The organism is Duganella sp. GW821-FHT01E12 (genome assembly GCF_059422325.1).
The window spans coordinates 124,105-148,189 of sequence record NZ_JBWKWR010000007.1 but is presented as its reverse complement, the minus strand read 5'-3'; the positions used below and the strand labels follow the sequence as shown (position 1 = coordinate 148,189).

At 65.8% G+C, this 24,085-nt stretch carries 21 protein-coding genes; 8 read left to right on the top strand and 13 right to left on the bottom strand.

Features of this window, described 5'->3' with window-relative positions; translation table 11 throughout:
• The first annotated feature begins 31 nt into the window (after positions 1-31).
• From AC07WS_RS20060 to AC07WS_RS20045, 4 genes are all read left to right on the top strand, one after another.
• Positions 32-2,284 carry an Orn/Lys/Arg family decarboxylase gene (locus tag AC07WS_RS20060; protein WP_494730786.1) on the top strand — a complete coding sequence of 751 codons (2,253 nt, stop codon included), beginning with the start codon at positions 32-34 and terminating at the stop codon, positions 2,282-2,284.
• Positions 2,285-2,550: 266 nt separating this feature from the next.
• On the top strand, positions 2,551-4,335 hold the full coding sequence (locus AC07WS_RS20055; protein ID WP_494730785.1) for a DUF1800 domain-containing protein: 1,785 nt from the start codon (positions 2,551-2,553) through the stop codon (positions 4,333-4,335).
• Positions 4,336-4,344: 9 nt separating this feature from the next.
• Positions 4,345-5,781, top strand: coding sequence for a DUF1501 domain-containing protein (locus AC07WS_RS20050; protein ID WP_494730784.1), 1,437 nt, complete (start codon positions 4,345-4,347; stop codon positions 5,779-5,781).
• Between the two features lie 34 nt (positions 5,782-5,815).
• On the top strand, positions 5,816-6,622 hold the full coding sequence (locus AC07WS_RS20045) for a lipid II flippase Amj family protein (RefSeq protein WP_494730783.1): 807 nt from the start codon (positions 5,816-5,818) through the stop codon (positions 6,620-6,622).
• Here AC07WS_RS20045 and AC07WS_RS20040 read toward each other — a convergent pair whose 3' ends face one another.
• From AC07WS_RS20040 to AC07WS_RS20030, 3 genes are read right to left on the bottom strand one after another with little or no spacing between them, the layout of a single operon-like run.
• Positions 6,623-7,489: a dioxygenase family protein gene (locus AC07WS_RS20040; RefSeq protein WP_494730782.1), complete on the bottom strand. Its 867-nt coding sequence runs from the start codon at positions 7,487-7,489 to the stop codon at positions 6,623-6,625.
• A 13-nt stretch (positions 7,490-7,502) separates the two neighbouring features.
• Positions 7,503-8,195, bottom strand: a complete 693-nt coding sequence (locus AC07WS_RS20035; RefSeq protein WP_494730781.1) for a hypothetical protein — start codon at positions 8,193-8,195, stop codon at positions 7,503-7,505.
• A gap of 30 nt (positions 8,196-8,225) precedes the next feature.
• Positions 8,226-8,792 carry a Spy/CpxP family protein refolding chaperone gene (locus tag AC07WS_RS20030; protein ID WP_494730780.1) on the bottom strand — a complete coding sequence of 189 codons (567 nt, stop codon included), beginning with the start codon at positions 8,790-8,792 and terminating at the stop codon, positions 8,226-8,228.
• Positions 8,793-8,998: 206 nt separating this feature from the next.
• On the opposite strand from AC07WS_RS20030, the gene AC07WS_RS20025 reads away from it, so the two are divergent.
• Together AC07WS_RS20025 and AC07WS_RS20020 are read left to right on the top strand one after the other, a co-directional pair.
• Complete coding sequence (locus tag AC07WS_RS20025; RefSeq protein ID WP_494730779.1) at positions 8,999-9,691, top strand: response regulator; 693 nt, start codon at positions 8,999-9,001, stop codon at positions 9,689-9,691.
• Positions 9,692-9,694: 3 nt separating this feature from the next.
• Positions 9,695-11,239: a sensor histidine kinase gene (locus tag AC07WS_RS20020; RefSeq protein WP_494730778.1), complete on the top strand. Its 1,545-nt coding sequence runs from the start codon at positions 9,695-9,697 to the stop codon at positions 11,237-11,239.
• Between the two features lie 3 nt (positions 11,240-11,242).
• Here AC07WS_RS20020 and dcd read toward each other — a convergent pair whose 3' ends face one another.
• Entirely contained in the window at positions 11,243-11,809 is a 567-nt protein-coding gene (dcd, locus tag AC07WS_RS20015; RefSeq protein WP_117010344.1) for a dCTP deaminase, read from the bottom strand.
• A 240-nt stretch (positions 11,810-12,049) separates the two neighbouring features.
• Between dcd and AC07WS_RS20010 the strand changes: the two genes are divergently transcribed.
• A complete protein-coding gene (locus AC07WS_RS20010; protein ID WP_494730777.1) occupies positions 12,050-12,598 on the top strand; it encodes a PEPxxWA-CTERM sorting domain-containing protein in 549 nt (182 codons plus the stop codon).
• A 14-nt stretch (positions 12,599-12,612) separates the two neighbouring features.
• On the opposite strand, the gene AC07WS_RS20005 is transcribed toward AC07WS_RS20010, so the two are convergent.
• The 9 genes from AC07WS_RS20005 to AC07WS_RS19965 all read right to left on the bottom strand — a co-directional run bounded on the left by AC07WS_RS20005 (position 12,613) and on the right by AC07WS_RS19965 (position 22,867).
• Positions 12,613-13,437 carry an alpha/beta hydrolase gene (locus tag AC07WS_RS20005; RefSeq protein ID WP_494730776.1) on the bottom strand — a complete coding sequence of 275 codons (825 nt, stop codon included), beginning with the start codon at positions 13,435-13,437 and terminating at the stop codon, positions 12,613-12,615.
• A 76-nt stretch (positions 13,438-13,513) separates the two neighbouring features.
• Entirely contained in the window at positions 13,514-15,997 is a 2,484-nt protein-coding gene (locus AC07WS_RS20000) for a DNA internalization-related competence protein ComEC/Rec2 (protein WP_494730775.1), read from the bottom strand.
• Between the two features lie 88 nt (positions 15,998-16,085).
• A complete protein-coding gene (locus AC07WS_RS19995; RefSeq protein WP_494730774.1) occupies positions 16,086-17,831 on the bottom strand; it encodes an ABC transporter ATP-binding protein in 1,746 nt (581 codons plus the stop codon).
• A gap of 10 nt (positions 17,832-17,841) precedes the next feature.
• A complete protein-coding gene (locus tag AC07WS_RS19990) occupies positions 17,842-18,852 on the bottom strand; it encodes an MvdC/MvdD family ATP grasp protein (protein ID WP_494730773.1) in 1,011 nt (336 codons plus the stop codon).
• 72 nt (positions 18,853-18,924) lie between these two features.
• Positions 18,925-19,101: a hypothetical protein gene (locus tag AC07WS_RS19985; protein ID WP_494730772.1), complete on the bottom strand. Its 177-nt coding sequence runs from the start codon at positions 19,099-19,101 to the stop codon at positions 18,925-18,927.
• 109 nt (positions 19,102-19,210) lie between these two features.
• Positions 19,211-19,978, bottom strand: coding sequence for a CsgG/HfaB family protein (locus tag AC07WS_RS19980; protein ID WP_494730771.1), 768 nt, complete (start codon positions 19,976-19,978; stop codon positions 19,211-19,213).
• A gap of 139 nt (positions 19,979-20,117) precedes the next feature.
• Complete coding sequence (locus tag AC07WS_RS19975) at positions 20,118-20,909, bottom strand: TatD family hydrolase (protein ID WP_494730770.1); 792 nt, start codon at positions 20,907-20,909, stop codon at positions 20,118-20,120.
• A gap of 4 nt (positions 20,910-20,913) precedes the next feature.
• Positions 20,914-21,609, bottom strand: a complete 696-nt coding sequence (gene lolD / locus AC07WS_RS19970) for a lipoprotein-releasing ABC transporter ATP-binding protein LolD (RefSeq protein ID WP_494730769.1) — start codon at positions 21,607-21,609, stop codon at positions 20,914-20,916.
• Complete coding sequence (locus tag AC07WS_RS19965; protein WP_494730768.1) at positions 21,602-22,867, bottom strand: lipoprotein-releasing ABC transporter permease subunit; 1,266 nt, start codon at positions 22,865-22,867, stop codon at positions 21,602-21,604. Before AC07WS_RS19965 ends, lolD begins: the two co-directional genes overlap by 8 nt.
• Positions 22,868-23,040: 173 nt before the next feature.
• On the opposite strand from AC07WS_RS19965, the gene AC07WS_RS19960 reads away from it, so the two are divergent.
• Positions 23,041-24,084 carry a hypothetical protein gene (locus tag AC07WS_RS19960; protein ID WP_494730767.1) on the top strand — a complete coding sequence of 348 codons (1,044 nt, stop codon included), beginning with the start codon at positions 23,041-23,043 and terminating at the stop codon, positions 24,082-24,084.
• Position 24,085: the final 1 nt, after the last annotated feature.

The following is a 24,085-nucleotide window of genomic DNA, read 5'->3' as shown; positions in this document are numbered from 1 at the left end:
TCAGGGGCGGCTTGCTTTTTTGGAGACATGCATGAAATTTCGTTTCCCCATCGTCATCATCGACGAGGATTTCCGTTCCGAGAACACGTCCGGCCTGGGCATTCGCGCCCTGGCCGATGCGATGGAAAAAGAAGGCATGGAAGTGGTGGGCGTGACCAGCTACGGCGACCTGTCCCAGTTCGCCCAGCAGCAATCGCGCGCGTCGGCCTTCGTGCTGTCGATCGACGATGAGGAGTTCGGCGCCGGCTCGGTCGAGGAGACCGACACCGCGCTCAAGTCGCTGCGCGCCTTCGTCGAGGAAATCCGCTACAAGAACGCCGACATCCCGATCTACCTGTACGGCGAAACCCGCACCTCGCGCCACATCCCCAACGACATCCTGCGCGAGCTGCACGGCTTCATCCACATGTTCGAGGACACGCCCGAGTTCGTGGCGCGCCACATCATCCGCGAAGCCAAGTCCTACCTGGACGGCCTGTCGCCGCCATTCTTCCGCGCGCTGGTCCACTACGCCAACGACGGTTCCTACTCGTGGCACTGCCCCGGCCACTCGGGCGGCGTGGCCTTCCTGAAGTCGCCGATCGGCCAGATGTTCCACCAGTTCTTCGGCGAGAACATGCTGCGCGCCGACGTCTGCAATGCCGTCGAAGAGCTGGGCCAGCTGCTGGACCACACCGGCCCGGTGGCCGCGTCCGAGCGCAACGCCGCCCGCATCTTCAACGCCGACCACTGCTACTTCGTCACCAACGGCACCTCGACCTCGAACAAGATGGTCTGGCACTCGACCGTGGCGCCGGGCGACATCGTCGTGGTCGACCGCAACTGCCACAAGTCCATCCTGCACTCGATCATCATGTGCGGCGCGATCCCGGTGTTCCTGATGCCGACCCGCAACCACCTCGGCATCATCGGCCCGATCCCGCTGGAAGAGTTCACGATGGAGAGCATCCAGCGCAAGATCGAAGCCAACCCGTTCGCGCGCGAAGCCGTGAACAAGAAGCCGCGCATCCTGACCATCACCCAGTCGACCTACGACGGCGTGGTCTACAACGTGGAAACGCTGCGCGAGATGCTCGACGGCCAGATCGACACGCTGCACTTCGACGAAGCCTGGCTGCCGCACGCCACCTTCCACGACTTCTACAAGAACATGCACGCGATCGGCAAGGACCGTCCGCGCGCCAAGGAGTCGATGATCTTCTCGACCCAGTCCACCCACAAGCTGCTGGCCGGCCTGTCGCAGGCCTCGCAGGTGCTGGTGCGCGAATCGGAGTCGGTCAAGCTGGACCGCGACGCCTTCAACGAGGCCTACCTGATGCACACCTCGACCTCGCCGCAGTATTCGATCATCGCCTCGTGCGACGTGGCCGCGGCCATGATGGAGGCGCCGGGCGGCACCGCGCTGGTGGAGGAATCCATCCTCGAAGCGCTGGACTTCCGCCGGGCGATGAAGAAGATCGACCAGGAATGGGGCAAGGACTGGTGGTTCCAGGTGTGGGGCCCGCAGGAGTTCGCCGAAGAAGGCATCGGTTCGCGCGAAGACTGGGTCATCCGCGCCGAGGACGACTGGCACGGCTTCGGCAAGCTGGCGCCGGGCTTCAACATGCTGGACCCGATCAAGGCCACCATCGTCAACCCTGGCCTGTCGCTGGACGGCCAGTTCGCCGAGACCGGCATCCCGGCGTCCATCGTCACCAAGTACCTGGCCGAGCACGGCGTGATCATCGAGAAGTGCGGCCTGTACTCGTTCTTCATCATGTTCACCATCGGCATCACCAAGGGCCGCTGGAACACGCTGCTGACCGCGCTGCAGCAGTTCAAGGACGACTACGACAAGAACCAGCCGATGTGGCGCATCCTGCCGGAATTCGCGGCCGCCAACCCGACCTACGAGAAAATGGGCCTGCGCGACCTTTGCCAGCAGATCCACGATTTCTACAAGGCCTACGACGTGGCGCGCCTGACCACCGAGATGTACCTGTCGGACATGATCCCGGCCATGAAGCCGTCGGATGCTTTCGCCAAGATGGCGCACCGCGAGATCGAGCGCGTCGCCATCGACGAGCTGGAAGGCCGCATCACGTCCATCCTGCTGACGCCTTACCCGCCGGGCATTCCGCTGCTGATCCCGGGCGAGCGCTTCAACAAGACCATCGTCGACTACCTGCGCTTCGCACGCGACTTCAACGAGCGCTTCCCCGGCTTCGAGACCGATGTGCACGGCCTGGTCAAGCGCGAAGTGGACGGCAAGCGCGGCTACTTCGTCGATTGCGTCAAGCAATAACCCTCAGCGCAAGGCAACAGCCCGCCGGCACCGAACGCGCTTTCGAGCGTTCGGGCCGGCGGTTTTTTTTAATTGCTGCGTTGCGCAAAATAGACATTTCCGCAGAACATAGATACTGACGTTTCAATAAGTTCTGCCAATTTTGCGGCTACACCTTTCAACACCGCCCAATTTTTCGATGTTGCTGCGCGGAATTGAAATCAATTTTCTTTTGAAAGTCGGGCTCTTCTACAATCGCCGTTTTTGGAATTCCAAAAGGCAAGCGCATGAAGTTCACGACTTTGAAACTGGCATCCGGCCTGGCCCTGTCCCTCGCGATGGCGGCCTGCGGCGGAGGCTCCTCCGGCAACAGCACCACCGCAGACCGATCCGCCGCCAGCACGCTCACCAGCGCCGGCGGCTCCCGCCCCACCACAGGCCCATCCGATCCATTGACGCCGGCCACGCCGGACGCCACCGCGCCCAGCACACCCACCAGCCCGACCGCCCCGGCGCTGACGCAGGCGGCCGCCTCGCATTTCCTGGCCCAGGCGACGTTCGGCCCGACCGCCGGCAGCATCGCCGCACTGACCGCCACCACCAAGGCTGACTGGATCAACGGCCAGTTCCGCAAAACCCAGACCTTGCACCGCAGCTTCGTCCAGAGCATGGCTGCGCAACTGCCCACCGGCACGCTGTCGCAAAACCAGGTGTATGAATCGTTCTGGCGCCAGGCCGCCGTGGGCGACGACCAGTTGCGCCAACGGGTGACCTTCGCGCTGTCGCAGATCTTCGTCATCTCCATGGCCGACCTGAGCATCGTGATGCACCCGGCCGGCGTCGCCAGCTTCTACGACACGCTGGGCCAGTACGCTTTCGGCAATTACCGCGACTTGCTGCAAGCGGTGACGCTGCATCCGATGATGGGCGTCTACCTGAGCCACTTGCGCAACCAGAAGGAAAGCGGCAACCGCGTGCCGGACGAGAACTTCGCGCGCGAAATCATGCAGCTGATGAGCATCGGCCTGTACCAGCTGAACCAGGACGGCAGCCTGAAACTGCAAGGCGGCCGTCCGGTCGAAACCTACACCCACGACGACGTGGCCGGCCTGGCCAAGGTCTTCACCGGCTGGAGCTGGGCCGGGCCGGACCAGTCGCCCAACCGCTTCAACGGCAATCTCGCCGATCCGAGCCGCGACTGGACGCCGATGCAGAATTACGCGGCCTACCATTCGACCTCGGCCAAGAGCTTCCTCGGCACCACCATCGGTGGCGGCGGCAGCGGCCAGGCGGACTTGAAGACCGCGCTCGACACGCTGTTCCAGCACCCCAATGTCGGCCCCTTCATCGGCCGCCAGCTGATCCAGCGCCTGGTCAGCAGCAACCCCAGCCCGGCCTACGTGGGCCGCGTCGCGGCGGCGTTTGCCAACAACGGCAGCGGCGTGCGCGGCGACATGCAGGCCGTGGTGCGCGCCGTGCTGCTCGACCCGGAAGCGGCCGACAACGGCAACGCCAAGAAGCTGCGCGAACCGGTGCTGCGCCTGGCCAACTGGATGCGCGCCTTCAACGCCAAGTCGACGTCCGGCCGCTTCCAGATCCACATCACCGACGACCCGCTGTACGCGCTGGGGCAGTCGCCGCTGCACGCGCCGTCGGTGTTCAACTTCTTCCGTCCTTCCTACACGCCGCCTAACAGCAGCCTGTCGGCCGCCGGCTTGGTGGCGCCGGAAATGCAGATCACCGGCGAACCTTCCGTCACCGGCTACCTGAACGTCATGCAGTACATCATTCCCCAGGGCGCCGGCGCGGCCCGCGACGTGCAGCCCGACTACAGCGCCGAAGTGGCGCTGGCCGCGCAACCGCCGCTGCTGGTGGACCGCGTCAACCTGCTGCTGCTCAACGGCGGCATGTCGGGCACCCTGCGCAACCAGATCATCACCGCGGTGAACGCCATCCACATCCCGGTGCCGACCGCGACCAACGCGGCGTGGGTCAACGACGCCCGCCGCAACCGTGTCTACATGGCCATCTTCCTGGCGATGGCATCGCCCGAATACCTGGCGCAACGATAAGGACTCCCCATGCATTTCGAATCACCCTCCCGCCGCCGCTTCGTCGGCAAGATGCTGGCCCTGGCCGGCGGCAGCGCCGTACCCTTCACACTGAACCTGGCCGCCATGGGCACCGCCGCGGCCGAAGGCGCCAGCGATTACAAGGCCCTGGTGTGCCTGTTCCTCAACGGCGGCAACGACCACTTCAACACCGTGCTGGCCACCGACAGCACGTCGTGGAGCGAGTACCGGCGCATCCGCACCACCCAGGAGGCCGGCTCGATCGCCCTGCCCGCCGTGGGCGCGGCCGGCGGCGTGCTGCCCATCGTGCCCAACAATCCGCAGGCGGGCCGCAGCTACGCGCTGCACCCGGCCATGCGGCCGCTGAAGGACTTGTTCGACGCCGGACGGGTCGCCGTGCTGGCCAACGTCGGCACGCTGCTGCAGCCGCTCACGCTGGCGCAATACAAGGCGGGCGGCATCGCGCTGCCGCCACGGCTGTTCTCGCATAACGACCAGCAGGCCATGTGGCAATCGTCGCAAATCGAACAGAACGGCGTGGCCGGCTGGGGCGGACGGCTGGGCGACCTGATGGCCAGCGCCAACAGCAACGCCACCTTCACCTGCATCTCCAACGCCGGCAACTCGCTGTTCCTGAGCGGACGCCAGACCCGCCCGTACCAGCTCAGCGGCCAGTACGCGGTGCCGATCACGGCGCTCGACGGCGCGCTGTTCGGCGCCTCGGCGGCGGCCAATCCGCTGCGCCAGATCATCGCCGGCGAGCAGAGCGACCCGTTCCGCAAGGAGCACGCGGCGGTCACGACCCGCGCGATCAACGCCCAGGCCGCGCTCAGCAGCGCGATGCTGGCGCCGGGCGCGGGCGGCGTGCCGGACCCGCAGCACTACATCAACCCCAATACCGGCGCGGCCGCCGTCAATCCGCTGGCGGTGCAGCTGCAAACGGTGGCGCGCGCCATCAGCGGCCGCAACGCGCTGGGGGTCAAGCGCCAGGTGTTCTACGTCAGCCTGAGCGGCTTCGACAGCCACGACCTGCAGGCGCACAACCAGGCCGACCTGCTGGCCAAGGTCGCGCACGCGATGGCGTATTTCGACACCGCGCTGGCCAACCTGGGCGGCAACGACATGCGCAAGCAGGTCACGCTGTTCACCGCCTCGGATTTCGGCCGCACCTTCACCAGCAACGGCGACGGCACCGACCATGGCTGGGGCTCCCACCACTTCATCATGGGCGGCGCGGTCAAGGGCAAGAACCTGTATGGCAGCATGCCGGTCACCGGCCTGGGCCACGATCTCGACGTCGGCTCCGGCTCGCTGCTGCCGACCACCTCGGTCGACCAGTACGGCGCCACGCTGGCCACCTGGTTCGGCCTGTCGGCCACGCAGCTTCCCGATGTGTTCCCGAATATCGGCAACTTCAGTATCCGTAACCTTGGCTTTATGGGATGATGCCGGATCTGCAACAAGCACATCCGCATGGTCCATGGACAAGCAACTGGTCTTCATCTGTTTTCTGACGTTTGTGATACACCTGATCGGCACCCTCGCCTACTCGGTGAGGATAGCCGGGGTGCGCACCCGGCGCATCGCCGTGTCGCTGGCCCTGTTCAGCATTCTGGTGCTGGTGTCGCGCACCTCGAATTCGTTTCTCGGCCCCTTCCTCGCCAAGCGGATCGAGCTGAGCCTGTCCCTGCCGCTGGCCGCCGCGCACGTGCTGTCCGACCTGCGCTGGCTGCTGCTGTCGGCGGCGCTGGCGACGGTGGCCGGCGCGCTGCTGATCCCCACCTTCCAGCGCGTGTTCTGCCGCGCGGTCGAACACTTCCAGGTGCACCGCTCGGTGCCCAAGCTGCTGCTGCACGGCTTCTTCAAGGGCGGGCTGTCCTACGTCCGCGACGTGGCCGCCGTGCCGTCCGGCGGCAATGTGCGCGGCCTGCGCGACAGCGGCAGCGTGTCGATGTCGGTGACCCTGCTGAACGTGGGCGCGGTGGCGCTGTGGACCGTCGGCGTGTTCGCCTCGCTGTACGCGGGCGTGCTCGATCCCGAGGTGCGGGTGACGTCCAGCACGCTGTCGTCGATCATCAACGGCGGCGCCACGGTGATGATGGCGGTGTTCATCGATCCCCACATGTCGGGCATGACCGACGACGTCATCGAAGGGCGCGTCAGCGATACGCAGTTCCGCCGCGCCGTGGTGTGGCTGGTCGGCAGCCGCCTGGCCGGCACGCTGCTGGCGCAGCTGCTGCTGGTGCCCTCGGCCGCCCTGATCGTCTGGGTGGCCAAGGTGCTGTGATCAGGCCGCCACGCCCACCGTCAGCGTCACGACATAGCCGTCGGTGGCGTTGCCGGTGACGGCGCCCATCTGCAGGGAGTAGCCGTCGCTGAAGACGTTGTCGGTGGCATAGCTGATCTGCGCCAGGTTGCGCACGCTGGCGCTGTAGCCGCTGGTGGCGTAGACCTCGTTGAGCGTCACCATCGGGAAGGTGAACTGCGAGGTCTTGATGCGGTTGGCCGCGCTGGTGCTCTTGGCCAGCGTCGGGTAGACCTCGAAGTGCACATGCGGCATGCGGCCCGAATAGCAACCGGGGAAGATGGTCTGGAAAGTGACGCTGCCGCCGCTGTCGCTGGCCTGCACGCCGCGCAGGTAGTTCTGGTCCGTGACGCCGCTCGAATACAGCGAGTAATTGCCGTCGCGGTCGCAGTGCCACAGGTAGACCGCGTAGCCGGACAGGGCCGCGCAACTGCCGTTGGCGTTGACGATCTGCAGTTTGATGGTCAACGGCACGCCGGCCGCCACGCTGGTCGGGCCGTTGAAGCTGCTGCGGATGTCGCTGCGCACCACGCCCGACTGCGTCAGCACATTGACCACGCCGCTGTTGTTGCTGTTGGTGCCGTCGCCCGGATACGGGCCGCCGGTTTCCTCGGGGATCGCCGCGCATGTGCCACTGACGGGCGTGGTGGTGGTCGCCGTGGTGGTGGTCGCGCTCGTGCTGCTGCTGTCGCTGGAGGAAGAGCCGCCTCCTCCGCAACCGAGCACCGGCAAGGCCGAGGCGCCGGCCAGCAGCCAGCGCAGGGTCTGGCGGCGATCGGTGCCCAGATTCAGCATGGCGTCCAGGTCGGCCGCCAGGCTGTGTTCGTGGGTGTCGTCGTGGGATAGCATCCGGTCTCCTTGTTTAAACCGTCGTGTTGACCAGATTGCCGCTGGTGCCGCTGCCGCCGACCTTGGTCGACAAGGCTTGCAGGAAGGCAGCCAGCTTGGTGTTGGCGTCGGCGCTGCCGGTGCCGTCGCTGCTGGAACTGCCGCCGCCCAGCTTGTCGAGCAGATTGGCGAAGCTGCTTTCCAGCTGGCTGACTGCGTCGCTGCCGTCGGCGCTGGTGCTGCCGGTGCTGCTGCCCGACGTGCTGTCGCTGCTGCCGGAAGTCAGCTTGGAGAGCAGGCTTTGCAGGTCCGCCTCCAGCTTGCCGGGGCCGCCACCACCTGGACCACCGCCCTGCTGCGCCTCGCCGTAGGGCGGCGCCTCGTTGCTGCTGGCGGCGTTCTGCGCATGCAGCGCGCCCATCAGGCTTTGCAGGAAGCTGCCCAGCGCCTCGGCCACGCCGCCGGTGCTGTCGGTGCTGTCGGTGCTGTCGGTGGTATCGGCGGCGGTGGCCGATGTGGAAGTGCTGCTGCCGCTGGCGTCGCTGCTGCCGGTGATGCCGATGGCTTGCAGCGCGTCGGCGATGGCCGAGGCGAAGCCGCCGCCCTCGGGCGGGCGTGACGGCGGTGCGCCGCGCGTGGCCTCGGTGCTGCTGGCGTTGGTGCTACTCAAACGGCTCAGAAAGCTGAGCTGGCTGGTATTGCTGGAACTCAGAGCGCTAATCGACATACGTTTCTCCGTTCGGTGGGTCAAGGCAATTCAGGGACGCGGCGCGCGGCGGGCTTCGCCTTCGGCCTGTTTCTTGCGCTGCTCCGGGGTCAACACCGCCAGCAGCTTCTGTTCGGTGCGCACGTGCTGCAAGGCGATGTTGGCCATCGCCGTCGCCGCCTCTTTGGCCAGCGCGGCGGCCTTGGCATCGTCGTACTGATCGGCGCCGCCCAGCGCGCGCAGCGCTTCGTGGGCCTTGGCGGCGGCCTTGCCCTGCTCGCGCAGATACGGCTGTTCCGCATGCAGGATGGCGAAGACCTTGTCTTCCTGCGCCTCGCTCAATTCGATGCCGCGCGCGAACGGCGGACGGCCGCCCATGCCGGGGCCGCCGAAGGGAGGCATGCCACCGTGGAAGCCGGCGCCGGGGCCGCGACCGCCGGGCCCATGCTCCGGACCATCGTGGTCCGGACCTGCTTGGCCTTCATGCCTCATCATCGGCGGATGGCCGGCATCGCCATCCAGATCGTCGGCGCGGGCCGCGCCGCCGCTGGCGAACATCGGCAGCGCCAGGCTGGCAACCAGCAAGATTTTGTATACGCTGTTTTTCGGGGTTTTCATGCGGAGTTTCCTTGGTTGCTAGGGAGCAGCCATTCTCCGGCCGCCCCATGTAAAGCGCCGTAAGCCCACGGTAAATCGATGTAAAGATGGCCGTTTTGACACCTGATTGGGTACGGGCAATGCGTTGTAAAACCGGGTAAAAGGCCGCCGGGCGCGCGCGCGGGGCTGTTATGATCGGTCCATTGACATAGAAAGAAGCACGCGGCATGAAGAGCAAAGTACTGCTGATAGACGACGATATCGAACTGGTGGGCATGTTCAAGGAATACCTGGAACAGGAAGGTTTCGACGTCAAGATGGTGCACGACGGCGAAGCCGGCACCGCCGAAGCCTTCACCGGCCAGTATGCGATCGCCATCCTGGACGTGATGATGCCGCGCATGAACGGGCTGGAAACGCTGCGCCGCATCCGCACCAACAGCCAGCTGCCGATCCTGATGCTGACCGGGCGCGGCGACGACACCGACCGCATCGTCGGCCTGGAGCTGGGCGCGGACGACTACGTGGCCAAGCCCTGCACCCCGCGTGAGCTGACCGCCCGCATCCGCGCCATCCTGCGCCGCTCGCAGAGCGCGCCGCTCGACAACGGCGCCGCCGCCGCGCTCACCGTCGGCCAGCTGACCATGTGGCCGGAACAGCGGCGCGCCGCCTGGGCCGGCGCCAAGCTGGAACTGACCAGCACCGAATTCAACCTGCTCGAAGTATTGGCCCGCAACGCCGGCCGTCCGGTCAGCAAGAACGCCTTGTCGGAACAGGGCCTGGGCCGGCCGCTGGCGCGCTTCGACCGCAACATCGACGTCCACCTGAGCAGCCTGCGGCACAAGCTCGGCACCATCGCCGACGGCCGCTCCTGCCTGCAAACCGTGTACCGCCTGGGCTATCAGCTGATCAAGGAGTAGCCCGTGGGCCGACTGTTCTGGAAGTTTTTCGTCTGCATCCTGTTGGCGCAGCTGACCGCCATCGTCGGCATCGGCGGCGCCGTCTGGCTCAAGAACCACAACCAGGAAGCCAACCAGCCCAAAGACCTGGACACCAGCCCGCCGGCCGAGATGGCCATCAACTCGGCCGCCGCCACGCTGGAATATGGCGGCGTCAAGGCGCTGCGCCGCCTGCTGGAGAATATGGAACGGCACCGGGTGTTCGCGGTCGACGAGCAAGGCCATGAGCTGCTGGGGCGCGACGTCAGCCCGGCCATGCTGCGCGAGTCGCACGCCCTGCTCAAGCAGGAAGGCAAGCGCCGCGTGGTGCGCCAGGTGGGCGATCCGGAAGGCAAACGATTTATACTGTTTCTACCGTCGCGCGGCTTGGATCTCGACCGTCCGCTGATGGCCGGCCTGGGCGGCGCGCAGATGGCGCTGCAGGGCGGCGCGCCGCCGATGCCGCGCGGCCAGGGTCCAGGCCCGAACCCGGAACCGGGCCAAGCCCCCGGCCCCGATCCCCGCTTCGACCCCAGCCGCGCCGGCGCCCCGCCGGGTGCCCCGCCGAACAACGGCCGCGGTTATGGCCCCGGCGGCCCCGGCGACATGCGCGGCCCGCGCTTCCAGCCGCTGACGCTGTGGGTGCCGATCGCCGCCGCCACGCTGGCCAGCCTGCTGTTCGCGATGCTGCTGGCGTGGTACTTCTCGCGCCCGATCCGCGCGCTGCGGCAAGCCTTCGACGCGGCCGCCGGCGGCGACCTGGCGCCGCGCTTCGGCGCCGCCGGCAAGGGCAAGCGCAACTCCGAACTGAACGACCTCGGCCGCGACTTCGACCGCATGACGGCCCGCCTGCGCAGCCTGATCGACGGCCAGACCAGGCTGCTGCACGACGTCTCGCACGAGCTGCGCTCGCCGCTGGCGCGCCTGCAGGCGGCGATCGGCCTGGCGCACCAGCAGCCGGAAAAGCTGGCGGCGTCGCTGGAGCGCATCGAACGGGAAAGCGTGCGCATGGATAAGCTGGTGGGAGAACTGCTGACGCTGGCGCGCCTGGAAGCGGGCGCCATCAAGGCCAGCCAGGAGGAAATCAGCATGGCGGAACTGCTGGAACAGATCGCCGACGACGCCAACTACGAAGCGTCCAGCCAGCGGCGCAGCGTGGTGCAGGAAGGCGAGGCGGACGTGATGGTGACCGGCCAGGCCGACCTGCTGGGCCGCGCCATCGAAAACGTGGTGCGCAACGCCATCAAGCACAGCCCCGAGGGCGGCGTGGTGCAGCTGCAAACCCGCACCCTGCCCGACGCCCGCCAGCTGTGCATCCGCGTGCTCGACCGCGGGCCGGGCGTGGCGGCGGCCGACCTGGAAACCATCTTCCAGCCCTTCTTCCGCTCCAGCAGCGCCAGCACCGAAGGCCACGGCCTGGGCCTGGCCATCGCCCAGCATGTGATCGAAGCGCACGGCGGAAATATCAAAGCCGCCAACCGGGCGGATGGCGGCTTGTGTGTCGAGATACTGCTGCCGATCAAGCGTTAGGTTTTACGCCTTCGGCAGGGTCACGCCGTGCTGGCCCTGGTACTTGCCGTTGCGGTCTTTGTAGGACACGTCGCACACTTCGTCGCTCTCGAAGAACAGCACCTGCGCGCAACCCTCGCCGGCGTAGATCTTGGCCGGCAGCGGCGTGGTGTTGGAGAACTCCAGCGTCACATACCCTTCCCATTCCGGCTCGAACGGCGTCACGTTGACGATGATGCCGCAACGGGCATAGGTCGACTTGCCCAGGCACACCGTCAGCACGCTGCGCGGGATGCGGAAGTATTCCATGGTGCGGGCCAGCGCGAAGGAATTGGGCGGGATGATGCAGACGTCGCTCTTGACGTCGACGAAGGAATTCGAGTCGAAGTTCTTCGGATCGACGATGGTGCTGTTGATATTGGTAAATACTTTGAACTCGTCGGCGCAACGGATGTCGTATCCATACGACGACGTTCCGTAAGAAATCACCTTGCGGCCCTCTTCCTGGCGTACCTGGTCCGGGAAGAACGGCTCGATCATCCCATGTTGCTCCGCCATACGGCGTATCCATTTGTCGCTTTTAATCGTCATCGCAAGGCATTCCTAAAGTTCAGGGGGGCGGCGCACTGCACCGAATGCCCGAGATTTTACGCGAACATGCAGGTTTTACGAACCCCTTTAAGCTGCCGATAGCTGTTGCATATGTTTCTTGACTGTTAGTGATCTAGAAAACTAATTTGCATAATGACAAAAAAACCGTATGCTTGACTTGCAGTCGAATACTTGTATCCACAAAAAACTTCCTGTAAATAAACTCATATGGGTATCCAAATGAAAAAGTTCCTAATAACAGCAGTAATTGCGATGGGGATCGCAGCAGGAGCACAAGCGCAAATCATCAATTCAGGCACGCCTATCCCAAATTCCAACGTTCTGATTAATTTGAACAATTCGGGGTTGGACTGGGTCTATGCAGGGCCTATCGGCCCAGACGAATGGGGACCTGGCAACATCCAGCCAGCCACCTATCGCGCCGCGGAAGGCTGGCGGGTGGCAACGGCCGCCGAGTGGCTCAACCATCCGCTGTGGACCGACTTCATCACCCCCGGCAATCCCGGCGGCATCGTCAGTCCCATCGCAGGCTACACCGACCACAACTCTTACATCTTCGCGTCCGAGTACTGGGGCAACTTCTTCCACGTCGATCAGAATGACTATGCCGCCGGCAGGGTCACCGACGGCCTTAACGGCCAGATCGGCGGCGTGCCGGAAACCATCTATGTGCGCAACACGCTGGTGGTGCCGGAACCTGGAACATGGGCCATGCTGGTGGCAGGCCTGGGCCTGGTCGGCGTGATCGCAAGGCGCCGCAAGGCATGAGTCAAGCAGCGCCTCTACGCATAAGCCCGCCCAGCGCGGGCTTTTTCATTTAACAGGCTGGCGATCATCTCACGGGTGGCGTCGGCGGCCAGCGCCGGCGACTCCATCGGGAACAGGTGGCCACCCGGCACGATGCGGAAATGCTTGCCCACCAAGGCCTGCGTATGGCCGAGGCCGGACTGGCTGGTCTCCCACGAGTCGGTGCCGCCGATAAAGCCGATCGGCGCCGGGAAGCGGCCGCGCACCAGCTTGGGCAGATGGTGCGGCAGGCTGGCGTAGATGCTGGTTTCCACCTCGCGGGTAAAGCGCAGCTGCACGCCTTCGGGATGCGGTTTCAGGCCGCTCGCCATGTAATCGGCCAGCACGCCCGGCGCCCATGCGGCGAACAAGTCCTTGCTGGCGAAATGCTGGTAGGCCGCCTCGGCGTCCGGCCACACGTTGCGGCGGCGGATGGAAAACTTCGCCGGCGGCACGCGGTTGGCGTTGCCGCTCATTTTGATCAGGCGCCAGAATTGCGCGCGCCAGCCGGCCACCACCGGCGCGTCCAGCATCACCACGCAGCGCACCAGGTCCGGGCGGGCATGCGCCACCATCAGGCTGAGCATGCCGCCCAGCGAGTGGCCGACCAGGATCACCGGCTCGTCGTAGCGCGTGGTCAGTTCGTTGATGTATTCGTCGACCAGGTCCGGCCAGCCGTCGCTGACCGGGTAGCGCGGGCTGTGGCCGTGCATGTCCAGCGCCTGAATGTCGAAATCGTCGGCCAGCAGTTCGAAGTACTGGCGGTACACGCCCGCCGGGTAGCTATTGGCATGGGCAAAATGCAGCTTGGGCTTGCTCACAAGCGGTCTCCGTATGATAGTTTTCGGACCATTGTAATGGCACTTACCCCGGCCGGCTTGGGGGAAAGGCTCTAATTTAGCGGCCGTACCAGTAGCGCCCGTGGGCCTGCCGGTAGGCGGCGATGTCGATGCGATCGCCGAAATCGAGCGTCAGTGCGCCGGTCTGGTCGGTGCGCAGGCGTTCGATGTGCAGCTGGCCGTAGCGGTCGTAGACTTCCGGCTTGGGATGGTGGTAGCGGTTGCGATAGCCCACCTGGAACACGGCGGCCTGCGGATGGACCGCCAGCAGGAAGGCCGGCGTGGACGAGGTGCCGCTGCCGTGGTGCGGCGCCAGCAGCACGTCGGCGCGCAAGCCGGCGCGGTCGCGTTGCAGCAGCGCGGCCTCCTGCGCGGCTTCGATGTCGGCGGCCAGCAGCATGGCCTTGCCGCCGGCGGTGATCTTCAACGTGCAGCCGCGCGCGTTGGGCTTGAGCGCCGCATCGGCGTAACTGGCTGGCAGCGGATGCAGCATCTCGAAATGCACGCCGTCCCAATTCCAGCGCTGTCCCGCAGCGCAGCGCAGGTGCTGGCGCGCGGCCCTGGCAATCGGATGCTGGACCGGCAGCGAGGACAGCACCCAGTCCACCCGCACGCCGTCCAGCACCGTCAGCGCGCCGCCGGAGTGGTCGATGTCGCTGTGGGTGACGATCATGCCGTCCAATGCGGCGATGCCGCGCGCCTTCAGATATGGGAGGATGACGCGGTTGCCGGCGTTGGAGGTGGGCGCGTAGGCCGGGCCGGTGTCGTACAGCAGGCGATGCCCGCTGGTCTCGATCAGCAGCGCCATGCCCTGCCCCACATCGAAGGCGGTGACTGTCATCCGGCCCGGCGGCGGATGCGTTGGTTCGGCGGCCAACAGCGGTATCCAGGTCGCCAGGCCTAGCCAGCGCACCGGCCAGCCGCGCGGCGCCAGCAGCCAGATGGTGCCGCACATGGCCCAGCAGAACAACCACAAGGGCGGCGTCGGCGCGCTCCAGACGGCGTAATGCAGGCCGCTGAACCATTGCAGGCAGACCGCCAGCCATTCCACCAGCAGATGCGCAAGGCCCAGCACCGGCACCGCCAGCAACGTGGGCAGCATGCTGCCGACCAGCGCGAGCGGCGTGACCACAAGGCTGATCAACGGAATCGCCACCGCGTTGGCCAGCGGGCTGACCACCGACACCTGCGAGAACAGCAGCATCGTCAGCGGCACCAGGCCGAAGGTGACGGCATACTGCGTGTGGGCGCCGACGTACAGCGCCTGCAGGAGCCGCTCGCGGCGCGAAGGTCCTTCCGCATCGCCCGACGCATGGCCGGCATCATGCGCGGCGCGCGGCGGACGTGCAGGCCTGCGCGCAATGCGCCCAACGGTGGCATACAAAATCGTGGCGACCGCGCCGAAGGACAGCCAGAAGCCCGGCCACAACACCGCCCACGGATCGATCAGCACCACCACGCCGAGGGCGCTGCACAGCACCTGGGTCACGCTGGCGATGCGGTTCGACCACAGCGCGGCGGCGACCACCATCAGCATGTATAAGGTGCGCTGCGCAGGGACGCCGAATCCGGCCAGCAGCACGTACAGCAGCGCCACCGCCGCACCAACCAGCGCCGCCACTTTCTGCGCAGGCAGCAGCAAGGGCAGCTGCGCGCGGGTGAAGAAGGAGTGCCGCCACAGATTGAAAGCCGCCAGCGCGAACAGCCCCGCCACCATCGTGATGTGCAATCCGGAGATGGAAATAAGATGGCCGATGCCGGTGCGGTTGAAGACGTTCCAGTCGGATTGGTCGATGCCGCGCTGGTCGCCGACCACCAGCGCCACGATCACGCCGGCGTAAGGCTTGTCCGGCAGCGCAGCCAGTATGCGTGCCCGCAGCAACGCGCGCGAGTGCTCGATCACGTTGCCGATGCTGAAGACAAAACTGTCCAGGCGCCGGTTGTCCTTCGCCGGCCGCACATAGCCGGTCGCGCGCAGGCCTTGTTCCAGCAGCCACGCTTCGTAATCGAAGCCATATGGATTGGCATTGCCGTGCGGCCGTTGCAGACGCACCGTCAGTTGCCAACGCTCGCCCGGCTGCACGTCGCCGACCTCGTTCACCTGATCGCGAAAGCCGGCATACCAGGCCAGCGAGATATGCGGCGGCACCGCGTGCTGCGCCCCGTTCAGCACGTGCTCCACCGCGAAGTTGAACCGTACGCCTTGATCGAAGCGGTACGGCAGATTGTCGATAGTGCCGATCAGCGTGAAGTCGCGGCCTTCATCGGCGGCGGCAAGCTGCGGCGCCAGCACGCGCTGGGCCATCCATGCGGCCCAGAAGAATCCGACCACACATCCCGCCAGCAGCGCGGCGGCGCAACGCAACGCCGTGGCGGCGGGCGCGCCGGGAAGGCAAACGCGCTGCCGCAACCAGCCGCGCCACAACGCCAGCCAGGCTGCGAGCGCCAGCGCAGCCGCCACGCCAGCCCAAGCCGGCGGCAGCGTTGCCTGCGTCTGCAGCAAGGCCGCCCCTGCGGCGAAACCTGTCATCACCGCCCTCATCGCGGCCGCTCCTCAAGTATCGCAACAGTCCGATACTACGCAGAAGCGCCGCCCACGCATGGGCAACCGCCGCGGATGTTGATGCAGATCAGCCGGTGCGGTAACTCGACAGCTGGTTCTCCATCAGTTGGAAGTACAGGCCGCCGCGCCGCTGGATCAGCTCCGCGTGCGCGCCCTGCTGCACGATGGCGCCCCGCTCCAGCACCAGCACGCGGTCGGCCTTGACGATGGTCGAATAGCGATGCGCGATGACGACGGTGGTGCGGCCCTCCATCAGCTTGTCCAGCGCCTGCTGCACTTGCAGTTCGCTGGCCGAATCGAGCGCGCTGGTGGCTTCGTCGAGGATCAATATCTTCGGGTCGCGCAGCAAGGCGCGGGCGATGGCGATACGCTGTTTCTGCCCGCCTGACAGCTGCACGCCGCGCTCGCCCACCACCGTGTCGTAACCATGCGGGAAGCCGGCGATAAAATCATGCGCGTTGGCCAGCCGGGCAGCATCGGCCACTTCGCCGCGTGTCACCTGCCGGTCTGGCACCGCAAAGGCGATGTTCTCGAAGATGCTGCCCGAGAACAGCGACGGCTCCTGCTCGACGATGGCGATGTGCGCGCGCACGCCGGCAAGGTCCAGACGTTCCGCCGGCACGCCGTCGAAGGCGATGCAGCCGCTGTGCGGCCGGTAGAAACCCAGCACCAGACTGGCGATGGTGGACTTGCCCGCGCCCGATGCGCCCACCAGCGCCACGTTCTCGCCCGCCGCAATCGCAAAGCTCACGCCGTCGAGGGCCAGTTTTTCCGGCCGCTCCGGATAGACAAAACTGACGTCGCGGAACGCCAGCTCGCCGCGCAGCGTGACGTCGCCGGCGGACGCCGCAGCCGGCTGCGCTTCGCTCTCGATGATCTCGAACACCCGTTCCGTGGCGCCGATGGTGCGCATCCAGTCGCTCCAGAAATCGCTGACCGCGCCGGACGAACTGGTGACCATGCCGGCATAGATCACAAAGCTGGTCAGCTCCCCGACCGACAGGCTGCCCTGCCCTATCAAGCGCGCGCCCAGCCACAGGGTCGCCAGCAGCGCCAGGTACATGACGAACGACGACACGCCGCGGAACGACGCCAGCAAGCGCGTGTTGGCGATGGCCGCCGTCAGCGCGTGCGCGGTGGCGTCGGCGTATTTGGCGCCGGCGGCGCGCTGCTGGTTGAAGGCATGCACCAGCCGGATGTTGGTGAAGTATTCGTGCGCCACGCCGCCGCATTCGGCCTGCCGTTGCTGGATGTCGCGCGAGCGCTGGCGCACATGCTTGCCCAGCCAGTCGCCCATGTACAGCGTCAGTGGCACGTAGACCAGCAGGATCAGGCTTAAGACGGGAGAGATCAGCAGCAGCATGACGACGCAGCCGGCCAGCACGCACAGCGAGCGCAGTGATATGGCCAGGCCCATGGTCAGCGTGTCGTGCAGGATTTCGACGTCGGCCGACAGGCGGCTGGTCAGCTCTCCGACGTTGTGTTTGTCGTAGAAGCCCACCGGCTGCCGTATCAGCGCGCCATACAGAAGGCGGCGGATGCGCGCGACGATCATATGCCCGGTCGATTCGAACAGGTAGTAGCGCATCGTGGTCGCCACCGCCTGCAGCGCCAGCACCGCCGTCACCGTCGCGGCAAAGGGGGAGAACCAGGCGCCGTCGCTCTTCAAGCCGATATGGTCGATGAAGTACGACAGCGCCCTCGGATAGCTCAATTCCACCAACACCGTCAACGCCATGAACAACAAGCCCAGGGCCAGGCGCGGCGCGAAGGTGCGCAGCAGCGCAAGCCGTTGCAGGTGCGGATTGCTCATGCAACGCGGTTCAGTGTGTGCGGCATGCGGCCTCCCGCAACAGCTGGCCGGCCAGCGTTTCCAGCAGATTGAATTCGGGGATCAGCTGTTCGATGAAGAGGAACTGCCCGGCGGGATTATTTTCGAGGAAGACGTAGTCGTTTTCCGGCGTGACGATCAGGTCCAGCGCGCTGAAGTTCAAGCCGTAGCTGGCCACCAGCTCCAGGCAGCGCTGTTCGATATGCGCCGGCAGCAGGGTCGGTTCGTAGCGGATCGGCGCCGACATGTCGCGGCAGTCGACCGCCGTGCGGCTGTCGTCCTGGCTGTGGATCTTGGCGGCGAACACGCGGCGGCCGATGACGGTCACGCGCAGCTCGTACTGCTTGGCGACGTAGCCCTGGAACTGGCAAGGCAGTTCGGCCACCGCGTCGATGGCTTCCATCATGTCGTCGTCGACCACGGTGGTGGTCAGGCCTTCGGCGACGCAATCGCCGGCGTCCACGTCTTCCGCCCCCAGCGACGGCGTCGACATGGCCTTGAAGATCATCTGGCCCGGCAGCCGGCTGCGGAACTGCCGCACCTGCGCGGCCGAATTGGTGACCAGCGTCTCGGGGATGCGAAAGCCCAGGCGCTGCGCGCGCTGCAATTGTTCGCCCTTCCACATGGCGCCGCGCATGGTCAGCGGGTGGCCTATCCAGTAGCAGTCCAGACCATACAACAGGCCGAACAAGGCTTGCTCGCTTTCGAGCCGCGCGTAGGCCAACTCCTGCGCACCCAGATCGTCGCTGCGGTAGGCGAAGTCGCCCGGCTTGCGGGCCCATACCGCGCCGATCTCGCCGATGTCGATGCACTCGCCCGACGGCAGGTGGCGGATCTCGCCGTGGCAGCCGTGCTGCTGGAAGGATTGAATCAGTTCGTAATCGCGGGGGAAGGTGTCGAGGTCCAGCCTGAAGAAGGCGCCGCCCTGGGCGGTCAGGATGGGGGTCAGCAAATCCGCATGCAGGTCGCCGCTGTGGGTGACGATCAGGATTTTCTTGCTCATGGAATGGGCTGGCTGCCGGCCGGTGCCGCGCCGCCGGACGGCAAGCGTCCGAGGCGCGGGACGGTCAGACGCTTAGCACCAGATGCCGGAGTCCGGACGGCCGGCGCGTGGACCGCGGGCGTCAGGGCCCGAGCAACCTGCCAGCGCCACGCCATCGCGCGCTTTCCACTGCGGCGCGGCTTTCACGGCGCCGGCTTTTTTCTCTGCCAGTTTGAATGCAAACAGCTTTGCCTCATTTTGCTTTTTCATTTTCAGAACCTTTTCAGATAGTTAAAGTTCAAACGAAGACCACTGGTAGTGGTGCAATAAAGGTATCATTGCCGTTTATTCATGTCAATAAGGCATAGTTATAACTGTGCTACTTCGCCGACACATCGGTGGCCTTGACCGCCACGCGTTCGGTGATGTTCTTGGCGGCGATGGTTTCGGCCAGGAAGGAGGTCGACTTGACCAGCAGGTCGCGCGCCACTTCCTCCAGCGGCGAGCCGCTGATGCTGGCGTGGCTGCCACCCAGTCCGACGCCGCCGCCCCAGCCCAGGGCCGACATGCCGAAGCCGTTCTTCTCGTTGTTGGCCTGGAAGGTCTTGGAGGCGACGATCTTGGCGCGCTTGACGTCCACCACGCGGATGTCCATGTTCATGTGCACCTTGGATTTCTTGAAGTCGACCGAACCGGCCAGCAGGCCCAGCGGGCCTTTGAGGAAGCCCAGGCCGCCCAGGCCGGTGGAGCTTTGCTCGAAGCCCAGCGAGGTGATCGAGCCGGTGATCATGTAGTCGGCCGCTTCGGCCTCGACCTTCTTGCCGATCAGCGCCAGTTCCTTGTTGATTTCTTCCATTTCGGCGCGTTCCTGCACATCGAAGCAACCGGTCTGGGTCAGCGCGGTGGCCAGCATTTCGGTCATGCCGGTGCCGACGCCGGTGTAGCTCGGCTGGGCCACATTGCCCTGGCGCTCCCACCAGCGGTACTGGCGCGGGTCCTGCTGGCCGGAGCCGGACGAGCAATCGGCCGATTTGCACTTGAACTCGGTGAAGACGACCTTGGCGGCCGGGCTGGCGCACTTGGGCACGTCGATCTCGCGCTCCGACACCTGGCTGGTCTCGGCGAAACCGGCGACGGGGATGGACACAAGCGCTGCGAGGCAAGTACTACGAACAATGTTTTTCATTACAGGACTTTCGACGGATTACGCAAATAATAAGGTTTGAAATTATGCACTATTGACGGGGCGTCAAATCTATCGAAATCTAACCGCGCACGGCCTGCGCTCAGGCAGGCATGCGCGGCAGCACGGCGCGCGCGTTGGCGCTGGTGGCGGCTGCCACTTCTTGCGGTGTCAGGCCGCGCAGTTCGGCCAGCACGGCGCCGATGCGGGGAATTTGATCGGGAGTGTTGCGGCCGGGATGTACCCAGCTTGGGGCGATATCCGGCGCGTCCGTTTCCAGCACGATGGAGTCCAGCGGCAGCTCGGCAGCCAACCGGCGGATTTGCAGCGCGCGCGTAAAAGTCATGGCGCCGCCGAAGCCCAGCTTGAAACCAAGCTCGATGTAGCCCTGCGCCTGCTGGAAGCTGCCGTTGAACGCATGCGCGATGCCGCCCGCGGGCCGGATCTGGCGCACATGCTTGAGCACCACGTCCTGCGAACGGCGCACGTGCATCAGCACCGGCAGCTCAAAATCGCGGGCGATCTTGAGCTGTTCGCGGAAGAAGAATATCTGCTTCTCGCGCATCGCCGGCTCGGTCAGCATGGGGATGAAGAAGTCCAGGCCGATCTCGCCCAGCGCCACGAAACGCTGGTCGGCCATCGCGGCGGCGACCTGCTCGCGCAGCACGCGCAGGTCGTCTTCTTCGGCGTGCGGCACGTAGATCGGATGGATGCCCAGCGCGTAGCAGCCGTTGTCCACGCTGGCGGCCAACTGCGCCACCACCGGGAAGTTGGCCGTCTCCACCGCCGGGATCACGATCATCGACACGCCCTGCTCCCGCGCCAGCGCCGCCTGCGCGGCGGACTCGCCGCCGAATTCGTGCGCGTCGAGGTGGCAGTGGGTGTCTATCCACATGGCGTCAGTCCTGGTACGGCTGCAGGCCTTCGTCGGTCAGGCGCAGCACGCGGTCGCAGCGGCGCGCCAGCTCGATATCATGGGTGACGATGATGAAGGCCGTGCCCAGGGTGCGCGACAGTTCCAGCATCAAGTCGAAGATGGTCTGCGCGGTGGCGTGATCGAGATTGCCGGTCGGTTCGTCGGCCAGCACGCAGGCGGGCTGTGTGACCAGCGCCCGCGCCAGCGCCACGCGCTGCCGCTCGCCGCCGGACAATTCGCCCGGCACGTGCGTGACGCGCTTGGCCAGATTGACGCGCGAGAGTATCTGCTGCGCCACGCCGGTGGCCTCGGCGCGCTTGACGCGGCGTATCATCAGCGGCATCGCCACGTTATCGAGCGCGCTGAATTCCGGCAGCAGGTGGTGGAACTGGTAGACGAAGCCCAGCGACGCGTTGCGCAGGTCGCCGCGCGCGGTCTCGCTCAGGCTCGCGAAGTCCTTGCCCAGCAGGGTGACAGTGCCCTTGGTCGGCGTATCGAGGCCGCCCAGCAGGTGCAGCAGCGTCGATTTGCCAGAGCCGGAGGCGCCGACGATGGCCACGCGCTCGCCGCGCCGCACGTCGATGTCGATACCGTTCAGCACCTGCACCGAGTAGGCGCCTTGCGTAAACGTTTTGCCCAGGTTGCGGCAGGACAGGACCACAGGTTCGAGATTACTCATAGCGCAGCGCCTCCGCAGGTTTCACGCGGGCGGCCCACCAGCTGGGGTAAAGCGTCGCCACAAAGGCCAGCACCACGGCCACGCCGCCGATCTTGAACACGTCCGGCCAACGCAGGTCGGACGGCACGGTGCTGATGTAGTAAATATCCTTCGACAAGAACTGCACTCCCAATAAATGTTCGATAAACGGCACGATGACGTCGATGTTGAGCGCCACCAGCACGCCCAGGCCCACGCCGATGGCGGTGCCGAGGATGCCCACCAGCGCGCCCTGGATCATGAAGATCTTCATGATCGAACGCGGCGAGGCGCCCAGCGTGCGCAAGATGGCGATGTCGGCCTGCTTGTCGGTCACGGTCATCACCAGCGTTGACACCAGGTTGAATGCGGCCACCGCGATGATCAAGGTCAGGATGATGAACATCATGCGCTTCTCGGTCTGCACGGCGGCGAACCAGTTGGCGTTGAGCTTGGACCAGTCGCGCATGATCAGGTCACCGGACATGCTGTTCTTCAGATCCTGCGCCACTTGCGGCGCGCGGTGCATGTCCGACAGGCGCAGGCGCAAACCGGCCGGCGCGTCCATGCGCAGCAGTTTTTCGGCGTCGGTCAGGTGGACGAAGGCCAGCGCCGAGTCGAACTCGTTGTGGCCCGCCTCGAAGATGCCGACCACGGTGAACGAGCGCAAACGCGGCAGCACGCCGGCCGGCGTCGGCTGGCCCTGGGCCAGCGCCAGCGTCACCTTCTCGCCCAGGTTGACGCGCAGCGCGCGCGCCAGCTCGATGCCCAGCACGATGTTGTAGCTGCCCGGCTGCAGCGCGTTGAAGCTGCCACGCCTGGTCTGCTTGGCGACGTCGGAAACGTTGGGCTCCTGCTCCGGCAGCACGCCGCGGATGATGGCCGGGCGCAGCACGTCGTCGCGTACCAGCATGCCCTGCGTCTCGGCGAACGGCGCCGCACCGATCACTTCAGGGTTCTTGCGCGCCTCGGCGGCGGCGGCGTGCCAGTCCGGCATCGAACCGCGGGCGTCGAATATCTCGATGTGAGCCAGCACCGACAGCATGCGATCCGTCACTTCCTTCTGGAAGCCGTTCATCACCGACAGCACGACGATCAGCGCGGCCACGCCCAGGCCGATGCCGGCCATGGAGATGAGCGAGATAAAGGAGATAAAACTATTGCGCCCGCTGCGCTTGCCGGCCCGCGTGTAACGCAGGCCAACCAGCCACTCAAAGGGCAGATTCTGGATAATGCTCATGGGCTCCGTAGGGAATCAAAACTTGGTGAGCCCGCAGTTTGCCATATAAATAGCATGTCATGGGCGAATCGCCCCGCTACGGCCCCATAAAAAGGCCGCGCCGGCCGCCGGCGGCGACGCCGGCAAGCCAGGTAAATATCCCGCCGCCGCCCGCTATGCCCTACAATCTCGGCATGAACGAAATCACCCTTGCCCTGCCCTACGCCTTGCCCCCGCCGGAGATGGCGCCGGACCTGATGCGCGCCCTGAACACCCCTGCCCTGGCGGCGCTGTTGTCTCTCAATAAACAATATCGATACCAGGCTTATGACGCCAAGGCCAGGCTGCTGCCGCACGAAGCCTGGCTGGCGCACGCGCTGGGCCTGGCCTCCGCGCCGGACCAGCCGGACACCGGCGCGCCGCTGGCCACGGCCGTCATGCACGGCTGCGGCTTGCAGGCGGAGGCCGCGCAAGGGCATTGGTTCATCGTGCAGCCGACGCACATCCAGCTGTCGCGCACACACCTGCTGCTGTCCGACCCGCGCGGCATGCACCTGAGCGAAGCGGAATCGCGCACGCTCTACGAGTTGGCCCGCCCCTGCTTCGAAGAACAAGGCAAGACCCTGCTGTACGCGGCGCCCGGCCTGTGGTTTGCGCGGGCCGACGACTGGTCCAAGCTGGACACCGCGTCGCCCGACGCCGCGACCACGCAGAACCTGAGCGACTGGATGCCCGAGGGCGAACACGCGCGGGCCTACCGCAAGCTGCAAAACGAAATCCAGATGCAGTGGCACGAGCTGCCGGTCAACGAAGCGCGCCAGGCGCGCGGCCTGCAGCCGGTGAATTCGTTCTGGCTGTGGGGCGGCGCCGGCCCGCTGCAAGCCGCGCCGCGCGCGCTGGCGATCGACGGCAGCCCGGACTGGATGCAGGCGCTGGCCGCGCCCGCGCTGCGCCAGCCATCCGCCGCGCAGTTGATCGCGCAGCCGGGGGCTGTGATGCTGGCCGAGCTGATACCGTCGGCGCAGAGCGGCGACTGGTCCGACTGGATCGAGCGCATGCAGCGCATCGAACAGGAATGGCTGGCGCCAATGCTGGCGGCCTTGCGCGATGGCCGCGTGAGCGGCGTGACACTGCTGCTCAGCCACCGCAACGGCTGGACCAGCGTGGACACCGGCAAACTCTCGTTGCGCAAATTCTGGCGCAAGCAAAACCTGAACCTCTTACTGAAGCAAGCCTGAC

What these genes read in the sequence shown, in the direction of transcription:
- lolD (WP_494730769.1), bottom strand. Translation starts at nt 21,609, where the DNA reads ATGAGTAATCTCGAACCTGTGGTCCTGTCCTGCCGCAACCTGGGCAAA.
- AC07WS_RS19990 (WP_494730773.1), bottom strand. Translation starts at nt 18,852, where the DNA reads ATGAGCAAGAAAATCCTGATCGTCACCCACAGCGGCGACCTGCATGCG.
- AC07WS_RS20030 (WP_494730780.1), bottom strand. Translation starts at nt 8,792, where the DNA reads ATGAAAACCCCGAAAAACAGCGTATACAAAATCTTGCTGGTTGCCAGC.
- AC07WS_RS20010 (WP_494730777.1), top strand. Translation starts at nt 12,050, where the DNA reads ATGAAAAAGTTCCTAATAACAGCAGTAATTGCGATGGGGATCGCAGCA.
- AC07WS_RS19960 (WP_494730767.1), top strand. Translation starts at nt 23,041, where the DNA reads ATGAACGAAATCACCCTTGCCCTGCCCTACGCCTTGCCCCCGCCGGAG.
- AC07WS_RS20000 (WP_494730775.1), bottom strand. Translation starts at nt 15,997, where the DNA reads ATGAGGGCGGTGATGACAGGTTTCGCCGCAGGGGCGGCCTTGCTGCAG.
- AC07WS_RS20045 (WP_494730783.1), top strand. Translation starts at nt 5,816, where the DNA reads ATGGACAAGCAACTGGTCTTCATCTGTTTTCTGACGTTTGTGATACAC.
- AC07WS_RS20035 (WP_494730781.1), bottom strand. Translation starts at nt 8,195, where the DNA reads ATGTCGATTAGCGCTCTGAGTTCCAGCAATACCAGCCAGCTCAGCTTT.
- dcd (WP_117010344.1), bottom strand. Translation starts at nt 11,809, where the DNA reads ATGACGATTAAAAGCGACAAATGGATACGCCGTATGGCGGAGCAACAT.
- AC07WS_RS19975 (WP_494730770.1), bottom strand. Translation starts at nt 20,909, where the DNA reads ATGTGGATAGACACCCACTGCCACCTCGACGCGCACGAATTCGGCGGC.
- AC07WS_RS19965 (WP_494730768.1), bottom strand. Translation starts at nt 22,867, where the DNA reads ATGAGCATTATCCAGAATCTGCCCTTTGAGTGGCTGGTTGGCCTGCGT.
- AC07WS_RS19995 (WP_494730774.1), bottom strand. Translation starts at nt 17,831, where the DNA reads ATGAGCAATCCGCACCTGCAACGGCTTGCGCTGCTGCGCACCTTCGCG.
- AC07WS_RS19985 (WP_494730772.1), bottom strand. Translation starts at nt 19,101, where the DNA reads ATGAAAAAGCAAAATGAGGCAAAGCTGTTTGCATTCAAACTGGCAGAG.
- AC07WS_RS20025 (WP_494730779.1), top strand. Translation starts at nt 8,999, where the DNA reads ATGAAGAGCAAAGTACTGCTGATAGACGACGATATCGAACTGGTGGGC.
- AC07WS_RS20040 (WP_494730782.1), bottom strand. Translation starts at nt 7,489, where the DNA reads ATGCTATCCCACGACGACACCCACGAACACAGCCTGGCGGCCGACCTG.
- AC07WS_RS20050 (WP_494730784.1), top strand. Translation starts at nt 4,345, where the DNA reads ATGCATTTCGAATCACCCTCCCGCCGCCGCTTCGTCGGCAAGATGCTG.
- AC07WS_RS20055 (WP_494730785.1), top strand. Translation starts at nt 2,551, where the DNA reads ATGAAGTTCACGACTTTGAAACTGGCATCCGGCCTGGCCCTGTCCCTC.
- AC07WS_RS20060 (WP_494730786.1), top strand. Translation starts at nt 32, where the DNA reads ATGAAATTTCGTTTCCCCATCGTCATCATCGACGAGGATTTCCGTTCC.